The sequence below is a fragment of the Epilithonimonas sp. genome (genome assembly GCF_056329745.1).
In genome coordinates, this window is record NZ_JBWEYV010000003.1 from 115,298 (window position 1) to 131,051 (window position 15,754).

Here is a 15,754-nt window from a genome sequence, read left to right on the forward strand (position 1 = left end):
ATCAAAATTTTTCGTTATCCAAAATAACCGTGAATATAATTCCGGGTAGTTTCGTTTTTCGGATGGTTAAAAATATCTTCTGTAGTGCCTTCCTCCATTTTTTCTCCCAGGTACATAAAAACCGTGCGGTCTGCAATACGCTGAGCCTGCTGCATATTATGAGTTACAATGATAATCGTGTATTGACTTTTAAGTTTTTTGATAAGATCCTCAATTTTTAGAGTACTGATAGGATCTAATGCAGAACAGGGCTCATCCATCAAAATCACTTCCGGCCTCAGAGCCACTGTACGGGCAATGCAGAGACGCTGTTGCTGCCCTCCTGATAACCTTGTTGCCGGTTTTTTAAGATCATCCTTTACTTCATCCCAAAGGTAGGCTTCTTCAAGCGCTTTTTGTACAACATCATGATTCACAGGCAGATTATTGATCTTGAGCCCGTATGCAATATTGTCATAAATACTTTTGGGAAAAGGATTGGCTTTTTGAAAAACCATCCCAACGCGCCGACGGATGTTGGTAACCTCTGCTGTTTTTGCATAAAGATCCTGATCATCCAGCATTACTTTACCAGTGATGTGCGCATCTGGATAGAGATCATGCATCCTATTAAAACACCTCAACAAAGTACTTTTCCCGCATCCCGAAGGACCGATAAGTGCAGTCACCTCTTTCTCAGGAAATCCTACATTGATATTTTTAAGAATCTGCTTGTTACCAAAAGATAGATTAAGGTTTTCAGCGGTTAATTTATTTTTCATCTTGTCTGTATTTATACCTTATGTAGAACGCTGTAAGATTCATCAGAAACACAACAATAATGAGGACGAGTGCCGTGCCATAAGCAATAGGTCGCACCTCCTCTATGGACTGATGTTGGGTAGACAACATGTACAAATGGTATGGTAAAGCCATGAACTCCTGTCCTGGGCTTGATAAGGCATTGGTAATATAAAATGCGGCACCGGTAAAAAGTATGGGCGCTGTTTCTCCTGCAGCCCGGGAAAGCGTTAATACTACGCCGGTTAATATCCCTGGCATAGATGCTGGCAAAACCACATCTCTGATAGACTCAAATTTGGTAGCACCCACACCCAATGCAGCTTCGCGCATGCTGGCCGGAACGCGCAAAAGAGCTTCTTCTGTTGTGGTAATGATATAAGGTAATGACAAAAGACCTAATGTAAAACCCGCAGCCAAAACCGATGTTCCCAGATGTAAAGTCTGTACAAAAAGTGCTAGCCCAAAAAGCCCATAAATGATGGATGGCACACCAGACAAATTACGAATCGAGGCTCTTATAATTCTTGTTAGTAAACTATTGCTGGCGTATTCGTTAAGATAAATAGCACAACAAATCCCAAAAGGAATTGAGAAAAGAGCTGTGATAATAGTCAGAAATACAGTTCCTATGATGGGCGTTAGAATACCACCTTTTGTCATCCCATCGGTTGGAGCTTTAATAATAAAATCCCAAGACAACACAGGCATTCCTTTCGTTATTATATCTGCTAATATGACTACGAGAAAAAGACAAACCATTCCCGTACAAAAGAGAAGCGTCCCCCATTCTATAACTGGAGAAATTTTTTTTAATCTAAACTGCATGGTATTTTCTAAATCGGTTGATAAAATATTCCCCAATCAAGTTTGCAACAAGTGTCATAAAAAATAAAACTACAGCGATGGCAAACAAGGCATAGTAATGCGTGGTTTGGTAAGGCACCTCTCCCATTTCTATAGCAATAGTCGCCGTAATTGTTTTAACAGAATCAAAAAATCCTTTTGGAAAAACAGCGGCATTGCCGGTGGCCATCAGTACAGTCATTGTTTCTCCAACGGCTCTACCAAGACCCAGCATCACTGCAGCAATAATACCTGGAGCGGCAGCCGGTATGGTTACCTTGCGGAGAGTTTGCCATCTGGATGCTCCAAGACCGTAACTAGCCTCCCTGTAGGTTTGGGGTACAGAATGGATGGCATCTTCCGAAATGGTAATAATAGTTGGTAATGCCATAATGGCTAACAATATCGCGCCGTTAAGGGCATTAAGCCCATTAGGAAGGTTGCTCATCTTGGCAATCTGAGGACCAACAAGCACAATTCCCAGAAATCCAATCACTACAGAAGGTACTGCAGCCAGCATTTCTATAGCCGGTTTTAAAAAGGTCTTAAGTTTGGAACCAGCATATTCTGATATAAATGCGGCAGTACCGATCCCTAAAGGAACTGCAATAACCATAGCACCGAAAGAAACAAGAGTGGTGCTCATAATTAATGGCAACAAACCATATTCGGGTTTGGCGGCTGTAGGATTCCATTCACTGCCGGTGATAAAGTCAAGTGGAGAAATTTTGGTAAAGAACGATACCGCGTTGTACATCAGCATAAAGAATATGCCTGCTAACAGTGCGAGAACCAATAATCCTGTGCTTTTAAAAATAATCTTTACCGAATTATCTATCCAGATTCTTTGTTTATACTGCATAATCAGTTAATTAGATAATAACCAGATTTTTCTATAATGTGTCTGCCGGCGCCTTTGGTTTCATAATCGATAAATGGCCGAACCTTATCCCAAGAGGTGGCTGGAATAAACTGATAAAGAGGTCGCTGAAAGAAATATTTGTTACTTTTAATTGCCTTTATATCCAATGGTGAAATAGAGGCCGAGGAAGTTGTTTCCTTAATAGAAAGAACCTTAACCCCTTGATTATCGTGTAGATTTTTTGATATATAACCCGCCCCCACATAACCAATGCCAGACTTGTCAATCTTAATCCCTTCTAGGATTTGTGCATTACCGGTCATTTCTTTTGCTTTGGGGCTGTACTCAATCTTTAGTTTGTTTTTGATAAAAGAATAGGTTCCAGAACTACTTTGCCTACCATAAATATTGATAGGCATATTAAGGCTGGATACCGAGGACCAACTCTCGGTTTTACCACTCATAATTTTCGCTAAAGTTGGGGCATCAATTTCGCTAATTGGATTATCCTTGTGCACTACAAAAGCGGTCGCGTCTTCTGCAAAAATGACGGTTTTTAGAATAATATTTTTTTTCTTGAACATGGCAATTTCATCATCTGTAAGTGGTCTAGATGAATTGGCGATATCAGCTTGGCCATTCATCAAAGAGGTAATACCCAACCCAGAACCACCACCGGAAATTGCAATACTTAGCTCTGGATTGACTTTATCAAATTGCTCTGCCAAATTAATTGCCAGATTTACCTCGGTGTCAGATCCTTTAATTTTTATTGTATGATCCGCGCGATTGCAGGATTGCACAACAAAAAGCAATGGCATCAGCAGACCAGAAAATCTTGTATTGAATAACTTAACCATCTCTGGCAAATTTAGAACTCTAAGGCAAACTGATCATTGACGGAATATTAAATTTTCATTAATCAAAATATTTATCCTAATTGCAATTATTACAACTGTATTGTAGAGCGCGAGCCGCATTCATCATTATCGTACCTGTAATGCCCATCAATCAATCTAATAGCTTGTCATATAGTCAAAAATTTTTGTATAGAAAACGGATTTATGTTGTTGATTCTTTTCGGAGGTTAGAAATATTTAATAGTAATTTTTGGATCTTTTCTTCTAACATTTAATGTTTTTAAGATATGCCTTCTACGCTCAAGAAAACAAATTGCGACTAGAAGTCAGTCCCCATCAATTAAAAAATTTCTTGAAATCCAAGGGTGATAAATGTGTTTTAGACTTGAAAAATTTACTGAAGGATTGAGGATATTCAAAGCCCAATTGATAAGCAACTTCACTAACAGATAAATTTGAAGATACTAGTTTTTCTTTCGCTATTTTAAGCACTTTATTATGTATATGCTGCTGGGTAGTCTGTCCTGTTAAATTTTTTAGAACATCACTCAAATATTTATTGGAGATGCACAGTTGATCTGCAAAATAATGTACTGAGGGCAAACTATCCAATTGTTGTTCGCAATAGTAATCGTCCAAAAGCTTTTGAAACTTCAAAAACAAATGATTGTTTATGGGTTTTCGTGTAGTAAATTGGCGATTATAAAAACGGTTACTTAGTGTAAGCAATAAATCTATTTGAGCAATTAATACATCTTGGCTAAAATTGTCTATCGGACGGCTTTCTTCTTGCTTTATTTTTCGAAATAACTCTTCTATATCTTGCTCCTCATCTTTAGATAAGATTAAAGCTTCATTTACGGAATAATCGAAAAAATTATAATTCTGTATTTTTGAAAATAGCTCATACCCTAATATAAAATCTGGGTGAAATATTAAGCACCAGCCTTTTCTTGGCGTTTGAAAGTTTTTGCTCAAAACCAGCATTTGGTTAGGGGCTGTAAATCCCATAACGCCTTCATCAAAATCGTAGCTTGTCTGTCCATATAGTAACTTGCAATTGCAATCATATTTTATCGTGATTGTGTAAAGTCCGAGTGTTAAATTGACATCATCTGTAACTTCAACTTTTGACAAATCCTCAAACGAATAGATACCTAACATAGGATGTTTAGGACTACCTAAGTTGCAAATGTCGTAATATGCTTGAACGCTGTTGATATTTAGATACTCTTTATTGTCCATCTACTTCTATTCTTAAATTTTTTCTCATCATATTGCCCCACATTTTTAAAATATATTTGGTTGGAATAAGAGAAGTTAATCGACGTGTAATTTTATTTTTTAAGCCGCTTATCGCAATTATTTTATGTTGTTTTAATCCTTCCATTGCTGTTTCAACTACCTGCTCAGGCGTTTCCAACTTTTTTGTGGAAAAGCTATTTTTTCTGTCATTGCCAATTTTTGCCGCATCAAAAAAGCCTGTTTCAGTAGCACCAGGGCATAATAACATTGTTTGAATTTTATATGGTCTGTTCTCTTCCCAAAGTGCTTCTGTGAAATACTTTACAAATCCTTTTGTTGCGGCGTATACATTCATATATGGGATACTTCCAAAACCTGCCATTGATCCAACATTGATGATTGTGCCATTTCTTTTTTCTCTCATTTGTGGCAAAAAAGAGTAAGTAAGGGCAACCATCGCATTCATATTTAAGTTCATCATATTTTGATAGTCGGCTATACTATATTCCAGGAAGTCTCCCCCAGATCCTATTCCAGCATTGTTGATCAAAAAATTTACCTCCAGATTCCTTTTTTGCACTTCCTCTAAAATTATTTTACTGCAATCCCTGTTTGTCAAATCAATAGCAATATACTGTGCCATAATATTATACTTATTGCTTAAATTTTCACAGAGCAATTTTAATTTGCTTTCTGTTCTTGCTATTAACAATAAATTGTGTTTTTCTAGTGCCAATCGTTTTGCGAAAGCCTCGCCAATTCCATTCGATGCACCGGTTATTAATGATACCTTCATTGTTTCCTATTATTTTTCACAAAGTTATTGCGATCAATAAATTATAAAGTGTTCAAAAATCGGTTTCTCGTATTCATATTTCGGAAAATAGATTTGCATTTTTCATATTCTGGAAATTACAACAATAATAAATTCCACAATGACTGTTGTGACACATTTATTCCAAAAATGATTAATGCAATAATTTCGACACATATGTGTCACGCTTTAAAGAAATCTTAATATTATTTTTGATTCCATAAAGCATAATTAATGACGGACAAAATATTACTAATTTCAGGACATCCTTCTTCCGCCTCATTTTCCAACGCCTTATTAGAATCATACCGTCTTGGGGCGGTATCCCGAGGGGCAACCTGCCAGCATATAGTTATATCCCAGCTAGATTTTAATCCTAATTTATCGGAAGGATATAAAAATAGAGAGGGCATGAATCTGGAGGATGATTTAAAAAAATCACAAGAATTGATTGCCTGGGCAGACCATATAGTCTTAGCCTATCCCACTTGGTGGGGTTCACTGCCAGCACTTACCAAAGGTTTTATCGACCGGGTATTTTTACCAGGTTTCGCATACAAATATCATAAGGGGAAAGCATTTCAAGAGAAACTTCTCAAAGGAAAAAGTGTACGTTTACTGGTAACGATGGATACTCCCAAATTGTGGTTTAACCTCGGCTTTAGAAGAGCACAATACAGAATGTTGCGCCAGCTGATTTTTGAGTTTGTCGGTATCAGCCCAGTACGTTTTACAACGTTTGGTTCCATGAGAACATCAAGCGAAAATGATCGTATCAAATGGCTAAAAAAAGTAAAACACCTTGGACTCAAAGGGATTTAGTAACTCTATTTTTTAAAATTTTATATTATTAAACGAAAATAATGTCAAAAGCTATACAAATAACGCCTCGATTGTGGCAGTTAAAAATGGGCAATATTAATGCCTACCTTATTACATCTGATGATGGTTTAATATTAGTGGATTCGGGATGGCCAAATCAGGCTGATGAGATTTTTTCCGCAGTTAGAATGGCCAATTTAGATCCTCTCAATATTAAGCATCTTGTACTAACCCACGGTCACGGGGATCACGCAGGCAGTGGGGCCGAGATAGTAAAACGTACAGGTGCTAAAGTCTATGCCCACCATGGCGATCTTGACCTGATAACTGGCGGACATGCAGAGCATAAGGGAACTAAGGTATCGGCTGGAGTTATTCCTTACCTTCTTAATCAGATTTTCATTAAGCCCTACGGCGTAGCATATGAGCCCTTTAATGTCGACTTTGTTTTAAAAGAGGGTGACAGACTACCAATGGCACCTGATATTGAAGTTATACATACACCTGGTCATTCTGCAGGTCATCTATGCTTTCTAATGCACAAGGATAGTGTTTTGATAGCTGCTGATATCTGTGCGAATACGATGGGTTTAGGGAATAGTATTTTGTATGAAGACAAAGAACTGACACTAAAATCCATTTTAAAAGCTGCTGCGCTGCCATTTGACATTGCAGTATTCGGGCACGGACCAGCAATTATGAGCAAAGCAAATCAAAAACTTAAAAGAAATTTTCTTAAATCTGATCTATATTTAACTTAACAAAACTTTTGATCTTTGCGGTCTGTCATTAAATTTAAATTAGCTTTGCCTTTAAATGAGAAATGAAAAAGAAATAGATCATAATACCTTTGAAATCAAGAAGTATCTCAACTTTATTAAAAGTCTTTGTCCCCGGATAACAGACGAGGAGCTTGATGTACATAGTGTCGGATTATCTATCTGCAGATTAAAAAAGAAAGATCATTTTATAGAATTAGGTCAAATGAAAGACAATATTGGTTTTGTTACAAAGGGGCTTATCAGGTCATTTTATAACGATAAAAATGATCGAGAAGTTACGCAGCAATTAATGCCCGAAGAAACTTTTGTCTCTCATTATTCATCCTTGCTAAACAACACGCCAAGCCGGTTTACGTATGAATGTTTGGAGGACACCATATTGGTAAATATACCATATACCTCAATACTTGATGCTTATGATTTTTCACATAATTTTGAGCGTTTCGGGCGTATTATCGCAGAAAAAATTTGTCAGAATCACCATATGCGTGTAGAAAGTTTTTTATTTGAAACTGCTGAACAACGGTACTCAAATTTTATAAAGGTATATCCCGACTTGTTAAAGCGAGTTTCAGTTACCCATTTAAGTAGTTATCTGGGAATGGAAAGGCAAACCTTGACTAGAATACGAAGTAAAAATAAATAAATTGTCAGTTCTTCAGATAGTAATCTTTTTATTCCAAAAAAAACAAACTTATATAATTTTGCGTTTTCGAAAGTAAGATTTAAAATAATAAGTCAAATCATTCATGCAGGGAGTAATTCATGTTCTGTATGTTTGAATCTTACTGCACAAATTTTATTATTAATACTCTGCACAAATTAATAACTTACTGTTCCAATGTAACAAACAAAAAATGGATGATCAGAATATTAATTTTAACATTTTTATTTAGTGAAAGCGAAGAATTAAAAAGATACTATCATTTCTTCTTTCAAATATCAACTAATCTTATAAATTATCATTATCAAACCAGCTATATCAGGATAGCTCTAAAAATTAAGATAAGTAATACCTTCATTCTTTGCTAGTTTTCTTTCTTAGCTAGGAAAGATGTTATTAATATTTCATAGAATGTCAAAACTTGAAGAATCTCATTGTCTGAAGAGTTTAGTCGTAAGCTAAGGTTTAATTACCAACAAAGTGACTTTGTAAGTTTTAATATTGATTTTTATAGTGCTGCAAATTTGGGTTGCAAGCGTTCAAGAAATATTGTAACAGTAACACAACATTTAGGTCAGATCATCATTTATTACTAATTTGGTCAATAATAAAGCATTACACTTTATTTCCAACTAATGAAAAAGCAATTTCTGCTAACCTTGTTTTTTAGTTTCGGAATTTTTTTACAGGCACAAAAACTATTGGAGAATGTTGATTTTGAAAAGGGAAATATGGCACTTGCAAAGGCGCAATATATCACTCACAAAATTTATGAATATACTGGGCATGGCGTAAAAGATGAAAATCCAAAAGAAGTTCTAGCTGACATTCATTCATTTTAATTCAAAACAAGATAATTCAGTGAGCGTATTGTACTTCTATCCTCTCTTTGTAAGTCGCAAACAAACCCTATTTTAAGTAAGGCTCAAAAGGGATAAAACAAGATGTAGAAATAAAAATCAAGCCCAATGATTTATACACTAACTTTGTTGGGTTAATAAATTTATGAGTAGAAACATTACATCGCCAAAAATGAAACAAAAATATTCGGCATAGGAAGTTCCTATAATTTGGTATTTTACTTCCCGCCGAATTCTTTTTAATAGGTAAAGGGAGTTCCTATTTGTCAACTTTACTCCTCACTTTTTTAAAAAGACAAAAAATGAAAACATTAAAATTATTTAACGCCGTGGTTGCCCGCGAAAGTGCAGAAAAGCCATTTGTATCGGAACAAGGATACATTATAGAGCCGGGCGCACTTTGGGCAAAAAAAGAGATCATCAATTTTTACAAAAATGAAAAATTGGACGGCTACGGCCTTAATAAAACTTTTCACAAATCTTGGAAAACTATTTTTGAGAGTTCACGATACGATCTTTTAATTGAGCAGATTAGACATTATATTTCCACTTACGGAAGTGATTTTCAAGATGAAATCTATATCCCAAACGAAGTACTTAACACCCCAGATACAAAAATTATTTTTAAGGTTATAAAAGCCTATCCCAAAGAAATAATGATTCAGAAATGCCTGGATCTGCTGCAATCTGGTATTGCCTTGGAAGAAAAAACCATCAATGACATCCTATCGGTTTTGGTAGATGAACTTTCGTATCAATTTAGTGGCAACGAAAATATTAAAAACAAAGAGGCTCTTGTTAAAATTGCCGATATGTACGGGATTATCCCAAATGATACTTTGGAATTTTTCCGCTACATTCTCTATCGTGCCACAGGGCAATCTCTTCTGATAAAAAGCAAGGAAGTGATTGACGCTATCAAAGTTGCCAATTATAACCCGGCCGCCGCATTTGAAAAGTTTGGATTAGAAAAATTGGCTGAAATTTTCAACCGTTTCAAACCTTTATTTTTGGCATTCAAAACAAAATGTCCAAAAACGATTAACAAAATTTCAAAACTTTCAAAAATCTATCATCAGCCATTGGTTTCCAATCCACTGAACTATGTAACGAGCATCATCCTAAATAAGGAAGAAGATTTACATTGGCTAGATAATGCAACGCCATTTGCCTTGTTTAGAGCCATTTCCGCTTGCCATACAAGAATACACGGGCAATATGCGTTTGCTTACAGAATAAGAAATGGAAAATCATTTATCAAAACCAACAAAGTTTCTGGTGCCGCTCGGGCAAATTATGATTTTTTGATAAGTTATTGTAAGAATAGATTTAACCTTGCCGGAAAAAGCTTTTTCCTGCCAAAGGATGTAGAATATGCGTTGCCGATATCCGAGAAAATGTTTGTAGGGAATATCCCCACAGGCAGTAAATTTTATGGTGAAAATCTCGCCGTAGGCGTCTATTGGGAAAATCACTGGAGAGCTCACGATATAGATATTTCTGGGATCAACATTGGGGGTAAAGTGGGTTGGAATGCCGATTATAAACAGGGCAACGGAAACTTGATGTACTCCGGTGATATTACAGATGCACCAGAAGGAGCGGTGGAATATTTGTATGCCAACAATGGATTAAATGAACCTACGCTGGTGAATACCAATATATATTTGGGAGAAAGTAATTGTGAGTATAAGATAATTCTTGGTAAAGGTGACCAAATCGATTATCATTTTATGATGAACCCCAACAAGCTTTTTTTGGAAACCAAATGCCAGGCTGTACAAAAGCAAACAATTCTAGGTATACTTCTTCCAGAAAACAAAAGACAATGTTTTGTTTTGCTTAATTTTGGCGCCGGACAATGCAGAGTATCTGGACATTCGGAAATTACTATTACTGCAACCAAAGCTCTATACCAACAATGGCATAATCCGATAACACTAAGAGAAATTTTAATAGCTTTTGGAGGAGAGATTGTAGAAGATAGTGAAAAGGCTGATTATAATTTATCTTTAGACCATTTGCAAAAAGACAGCTTCATCCGTTTATTTTAATATAGATAGAGATTTTAAATAGAAATTTATTAAAAATTAAGAGTTAATAATGACAGCTTTAGAACAGTTTGGTGTCGAGATTTTTACGCAACATAATATCTTTGAAAGGATCTCTGCAGACAAACCTTTTCGCCCGGCTAATCCTTCCTTTATTTTTATTAAAAGTGGTTCTATCAAACTCCGACAGCATTTTAATGATCTCGAACTTCGGGCAAACACCTTCATGGTAACCGATCCACAGACTGTTTATGAAGTAATCTCGGTAAGCGATGATTTCCAGTCGAGAATGGTATCATACAAACGCGAATATATCAGCACATTATCTTTAAAGTTCAATAGGCTCATCACCTTCCGTTATTTCCGGCAGCAAATGAACATTGGCGTCCCGCTCTCGCAGGCTGATCTTGAGGTTGTTTGGAAAAGTGTTAATTTCCTGAAGTACATCTTGGATACAGAGACCGAAATGATTTATAAAAAGGAAATTGTAGAGCATCTCTTTTCAGTATTCTGTTATCAGATTGCCGGGATCATCAGCCAGGAGGATAATAGCGCCATGAGCCAAATGTCCAGAAAAGAAGAGATTGTTTTTCTTTTCCTGAATGATCTGGCCAACCACCATCTCAACAACCGCAATGTTGAGTTCTACGCAGAACGACAGTCGATTACAACCAGACATCTTTCCGCTGTGGTAAAATCGGTTACGGGAAGATCAGCCAGCCACATCATCGCCTCCATTGTCATTAATGAAGCCAAGGTTTATCTTAATTCGTCAAAGATGCCGATCTCTGATATTTCCATCATTCTTGGCTTCAGTGATCCCTACTCCTTTTCCCATTTTTTCAAAAAAAACTTGGGACTTAGTCCGAGCCAATACCGCCAACAGTTTTTGTAGAAAATACTACATTTGAACATCTTTTTCCAAAATTCAAACATTTGTTTGAAGTCTTAATCTACCTAATTTTGCATTCGTAAAACAAGGTATAATGATTAATTCTATAAAAACGGCACTATCACTCATGATAGCGTTGTTTCCTGCGCTGGTATTTTCACAAGAGACCAGACATATGACAGCGGATGACGTGGCACAGCTGGCCATACGCAATCATCAGCAATTGCGGGTTTCTGCACAAAATATAGGTATTGCTCAACAACAGACAACTATTGTCAAACTGCAAAAACTGCCCTCTATCACTGCTTCTACCAGCCAATTCTATTTGGGGAACGTGGTAGCCATAGATAAAGATTTTTCTAATTCTACTACCATCCCAATGCCGCACTATGGGAGTTCCTACGCGGTACAGGCGACACAACTCATCTTCAAAGGAGGATTGGTAAATAAGTCCATAGAGATGGCGGGGCTTAGGGAACAACTTTCTGAATTGGATCTGGAGAAAAACAAGCAGGACGTTAAATTATTGGTGATCTCCAACTATCTCGATATTTATAAAATTATTAATCAGGAGCAGGTTTTTCAGAACAATAAAAAACTGGCTTTGGAACGTTTGAAAAACGTTAATGATTTTTACAAACAGGGAATGATTACCCGTAATGAAGTCATCCGTGGTGAACTGAATATCAAAAATCTGGATCAAGGCATCCTGACCCTAAGCAACAACAGAAAGATCCTCAACTATAACCTAAATACTGCTTTGGGACTGGATCAAAATACACAGATTATCCCTGTTGAAAATTTGGGCAATAGAGAAACGGGAATTGGGCTGGATTATTACCTGACGCTGGCGCATGAAAGCAATCCACAGATAAAATCTGCAAAAACGAGTATTGAAGTCGCTGATAAAAACATCAAAATCATCAAAACTGACAAAATGCCTACAATAGCGGGTTTTGGTGGCTATTCTCTCCAACGGCCTATTACGACAAGAAACCCAGTTCTGGACATGTATGCCAGTGGCTGGCAGGGCGGGATATCTTTGAGTTACAATATAGACAACCTTTATAAAACCAAAGAAAGAGTAAAGCTGGGCGAACTCCAGAAGAATCAGGCTAATGATGCCATGATCCTGGTACAGCAAAATTTGGACATGGCTGTGAATGCTGCTTATACCAAATATCAGGAAGCCATACAGCAGGCCTCGATCCTAAATGATGCTAAAAACCTGGCCGATGAAAATTACAAAATTACAGAAGCCAAATACCTGAATCAACTGGCTGTGCAGGCTGAGATGATTGACGCGCAGAACCAAAAACTGCAATCTGAACTTGACTTTGCCAATGCCGAAATCAACATCCTCTATCAATACTACAACCTTCTGAAAGCTACAGGAACACTCTAACCTCAACTGAAATCAACATAATGGAAAACAAGGAACAAACTACTCCAGATACAAAACCTGCCACACCTAACGCTGTGGTAAAGAAAAAACAAAATAAAAAGAACAAAATAAGAGCTACCCTCTCCAACATCATCGTCTTTGCAGTGATTGGCTTGGGGCTTTTTTGGCTGGTGCGTCAATATTTTCATATCGGTGACAAAACTTATACAGAATCTGCACAGGTAGAAGAATTTATTAACCCTGTCAACACAAGGGTTTCGGCCTACATCAAGGCGATCAAATTCATAGAACATCAACATGTGAAAAAAGGCGATACACTGGTGATCCTAGACAATCGGGAAATCCTAACCCAGCTTGGACAGGCAGAAGCTGCTTATCAAAATGCAATGGCACAGAGATCTGCTACAAGCTCCTCTGTTAATACCGTTTCTAACAATGTAAATGTGATGGAATCTAATATTGCCGGTGCCAAAGCCAGACTTTGGAATGCCGAGCAGAACCTCAACCGGTACAAAAACCTATTGGCTTCCGAAGCGGTGACAAGGCAGCAATACGACCAAATGAAAACCGAATACGATGCGCAAAAATCAGTTTACCAAACACTTATAAACCAAAAACAATCTGCGAACCTTTCCACTACCGAAGTCAAAAGCAAATTAGGGATTAACGATGCTGAAATCAAAAGGACAAAAGCAGCTCTGGATATGGCGAAAATCAATTTATCATATACCATCATCACTGCACCTTATGATGGCGTCATGGGGCGAAGGATTATCTCCGAAGGGCAACTGATACAGCCAGGGCAACAGATAGGCACCATTGTTCTCAACAATCAAAAATGGGTTACTGCCAACTTCTTGGAAAGCCAGATGCCCAACATAAGACTTGGCGAAAAAATGATCATGACGGCCGATGCATTGGGCGGTAAACAATTTGAAGGGACAGTCACTGCCATCTCAGCAGCTACAGGTTCCCGATATTCTAGTGTGCCTACCGATAATTCGACTGGTAATTTTATAAAGGTTCAGCAAAGAATCCCTGTAAGAATCGAGTTTACATCCAATAATAAAAAAGAAGATATTGATAAACTGAGTGCTGGGATGAATATGAATGTCTCAATTAATAAGTAAAAAAATGTACAACAAAGGTCTTTTTAATGACTGGGTGCCCAAGCCTCTACAGTTGCTTCTCATTGTTTTGCTGCTGGTAGTTGTTATGCCGCTGGGTGGCGTTTACACTGGTAACATCAGCTTTATGGTAAGTGGTACCGGTCAACTCACCGAATATTATATGTGGGCCAATTATGCCACCACAATTGGGATGGGAGCCTGCATGCCAGTGGTTCTAAGGATCAAGATGAGGTTCAGGATTCGGGATAAGGTGGTGATGCTGCTTGTACTTTTGGGATGCTTAAGTTACATCAATTCAACGACTATGGAACCTGCTATTATCATTGCAAGTGCCTTAATAATTGGATTTCTGAAAATGATGATCACCATAGAGCTTTTTCTTCCACTTATGGTCATGTTAGGACACAGAGGTGTTTTCTATAGTGTTTTCTATACTTTTGTTTTGGTACTGAATCAAATATCAGCTTATTATGCTGTAGAAATATCAATCCTCTACAACTGGCAGCAATTTTTTATCATTGCATCCATAGAATGTTTGGTGATGGCTTTAGTTTGCTGGATTTTTATGCATAATAAATATTTTGCGATGAAAGTCCCTTTGCACTATATAGACTGGCTGAGCATCCTCCTGTTTGTCTCTACGTTTATGCTTTCCGCCTATGTTTTTACATTTGGCAAGCAGCAGGATTGGCTCAATTCACCCAGGATTATTAATGCATCTATAGCCGCTTTTATCAGTTTTGCAGTTCTTTGCATTCGGCAAACTACACTTAAGAGACCTTACCTCTCATTTAAAATTTTCACCAAAAGCAATGTACAAAATGGCTTGTTGATGCTCCTGTTTCTAGGGATGTTTTTGGGAACAACGTCGGTACAGAATATCTTTTCGGTAGGTGTCTTAGGCTACGACCAACTCACCAATGCCAAACTCAACCTTATGATGATTCCCGGGCTTTTGGTGTCAGGCATTATGGCAGTTTTTTGGTTTAAGAAAGAAATAGCAATTAAGATGTTTATCTTTTCCGGATTTGCAGGCATGTTGGCTTATGCCATTATCATGTATTTCTCTATGGTTCCTGAGTTCAGTTATGATTTGTGGTATCTGCCCTTGTTTTTGAAAGGCTATGGCATGGGTGCCCTTTTTATAGCAATCTGGTACTACACTCTGGATAAACTGGAACTGGATGATATGTTGGCGGCCATTGGCCTTGTGCTGGTGTGGCGAACATTTCTAGCCGTGGCATTATTTTCTGCTTTATTTTCGTGGTTTCAGTATCAGTTTCAGATAGAGAGCTTAGGAAACCTAGCCGTATATCTGGACGGTATGACCTTGACTTCGCAAAATTTACCAGCTAATTTGAAAAACATCCAGCTGAATGCCATCCTCTCTGCCAATAAGCGATTATTCGGTTACATCATATTGGTGGGGTTCAGCATTTTACTATACGTATTAGCCCATCATTTTGGTAGAGAAAAATTCAGATATCCGCGATTTATCAGACTCGTGAATGGAAAATCCGTTATTGCCAGAAAACGTTTAAATGAAAGGAAAAGACTAGCACAAGAGCTGCAGGATGCATCTGGATCGGCACTTTAAAAATACCTTGTTTTTCATTGGCAGAGCCCTTTCTTGTATGAGATTGGGCTTTGCTTTTTAATTAATAATCTAACAACTCATTTTTTTAGATCAATACTATTCATATAAATTCCCGAAAAGTTCACCATATACCATACCTATCAT

The 15,754-nt window shown here is 37.3% G+C and carries 15 protein-coding genes; 9 read left to right on the forward strand and 6 right to left on the reverse strand.

Going from position 1 to position 15,754, the window contains the following annotated elements:
- Positions 1-14: 14 nt before the first annotated feature.
- The 6 genes from pstB to AC00Y6_RS03645 all read right to left on the reverse strand — a co-directional run bounded on the left by pstB (position 15) and on the right by AC00Y6_RS03645 (position 5,389).
- Positions 15-761: a phosphate ABC transporter ATP-binding protein PstB gene (gene pstB, locus AC00Y6_RS03620; protein ID WP_474489250.1), complete on the reverse strand. Its 747-nt coding sequence runs from the start codon at positions 759-761 to the stop codon at positions 15-17.
- Positions 751-1,608 (reverse strand): phosphate ABC transporter permease PstA, encoded by an 858-nt coding sequence (gene pstA / locus AC00Y6_RS03625; protein ID WP_474489251.1) that lies wholly within the window; start codon positions 1,606-1,608, stop codon positions 751-753. The genes pstB and pstA overlap by 11 nt, the downstream gene beginning before the upstream one ends.
- A complete protein-coding gene (pstC, locus tag AC00Y6_RS03630; protein WP_474489252.1) occupies positions 1,598-2,488 on the reverse strand; it encodes a phosphate ABC transporter permease subunit PstC in 891 nt (296 codons plus the stop codon). Before pstC ends, pstA begins: the two co-directional genes overlap by 11 nt.
- Before the next feature lie 2 nt (positions 2,489-2,490).
- On the reverse strand, positions 2,491-3,348 hold the full coding sequence (locus AC00Y6_RS03635; RefSeq protein ID WP_474489253.1) for a substrate-binding domain-containing protein: 858 nt from the start codon (positions 3,346-3,348) through the stop codon (positions 2,491-2,493).
- A 336-nt stretch (positions 3,349-3,684) separates the two neighbouring features.
- Positions 3,685-4,593, reverse strand: coding sequence for a helix-turn-helix domain-containing protein (locus tag AC00Y6_RS03640; RefSeq protein ID WP_474489254.1), 909 nt, complete (start codon positions 4,591-4,593; stop codon positions 3,685-3,687).
- On the reverse strand, positions 4,583-5,389 hold the full coding sequence (locus AC00Y6_RS03645; RefSeq protein WP_474489255.1) for an SDR family NAD(P)-dependent oxidoreductase: 807 nt from the start codon (positions 5,387-5,389) through the stop codon (positions 4,583-4,585). Before AC00Y6_RS03645 ends, AC00Y6_RS03640 begins: the two co-directional genes overlap by 11 nt.
- 252 nt (positions 5,390-5,641) lie before the next feature.
- Between AC00Y6_RS03645 and AC00Y6_RS03650 the strand changes: the two genes are divergently transcribed.
- The 9 genes from AC00Y6_RS03650 to AC00Y6_RS03690 all read left to right on the forward strand — a co-directional run bounded on the left by AC00Y6_RS03650 (position 5,642) and on the right by AC00Y6_RS03690 (position 15,610).
- Positions 5,642-6,229: an NAD(P)H-dependent oxidoreductase gene (locus AC00Y6_RS03650; RefSeq protein ID WP_474489256.1), complete on the forward strand. Its 588-nt coding sequence runs from the start codon at positions 5,642-5,644 to the stop codon at positions 6,227-6,229.
- 41 nt (positions 6,230-6,270) lie between these two features.
- A complete protein-coding gene (locus AC00Y6_RS03655; protein WP_474489257.1) occupies positions 6,271-6,990 on the forward strand; it encodes an MBL fold metallo-hydrolase in 720 nt (239 codons plus the stop codon).
- A 55-nt stretch (positions 6,991-7,045) separates the two neighbouring features.
- Positions 7,046-7,657, forward strand: a complete 612-nt coding sequence (locus tag AC00Y6_RS03660; RefSeq protein ID WP_474489258.1) for a Crp/Fnr family transcriptional regulator — start codon at positions 7,046-7,048, stop codon at positions 7,655-7,657.
- A 653-nt stretch (positions 7,658-8,310) separates the two neighbouring features.
- Positions 8,311-8,517, forward strand: a complete 207-nt coding sequence (locus AC00Y6_RS03665; RefSeq protein ID WP_474489259.1) for a hypothetical protein — start codon at positions 8,311-8,313, stop codon at positions 8,515-8,517.
- Positions 8,518-8,837: 320 nt separating this feature from the next.
- Positions 8,838-10,589, forward strand: coding sequence for a hypothetical protein (locus AC00Y6_RS03670; protein WP_474489260.1), 1,752 nt, complete (start codon positions 8,838-8,840; stop codon positions 10,587-10,589).
- A 49-nt stretch (positions 10,590-10,638) separates the two neighbouring features.
- On the forward strand, positions 10,639-11,481 hold the full coding sequence (locus AC00Y6_RS03675) for a helix-turn-helix domain-containing protein (protein ID WP_474489261.1): 843 nt from the start codon (positions 10,639-10,641) through the stop codon (positions 11,479-11,481).
- A gap of 91 nt (positions 11,482-11,572) precedes the next feature.
- Positions 11,573-12,883, forward strand: a complete 1,311-nt coding sequence (locus tag AC00Y6_RS03680) for a TolC family protein (RefSeq protein WP_474489262.1) — start codon at positions 11,573-11,575, stop codon at positions 12,881-12,883.
- A 20-nt stretch (positions 12,884-12,903) separates the two neighbouring features.
- Positions 12,904-14,013, forward strand: coding sequence for an HlyD family secretion protein (locus AC00Y6_RS03685; RefSeq protein WP_474489263.1), 1,110 nt, complete (start codon positions 12,904-12,906; stop codon positions 14,011-14,013).
- A gap of 4 nt (positions 14,014-14,017) precedes the next feature.
- Positions 14,018-15,610, forward strand: coding sequence for an MFS transporter (locus AC00Y6_RS03690; protein WP_474489264.1), 1,593 nt, complete (start codon positions 14,018-14,020; stop codon positions 15,608-15,610).
- Positions 15,611-15,754 lie beyond the last annotated feature (144 nt).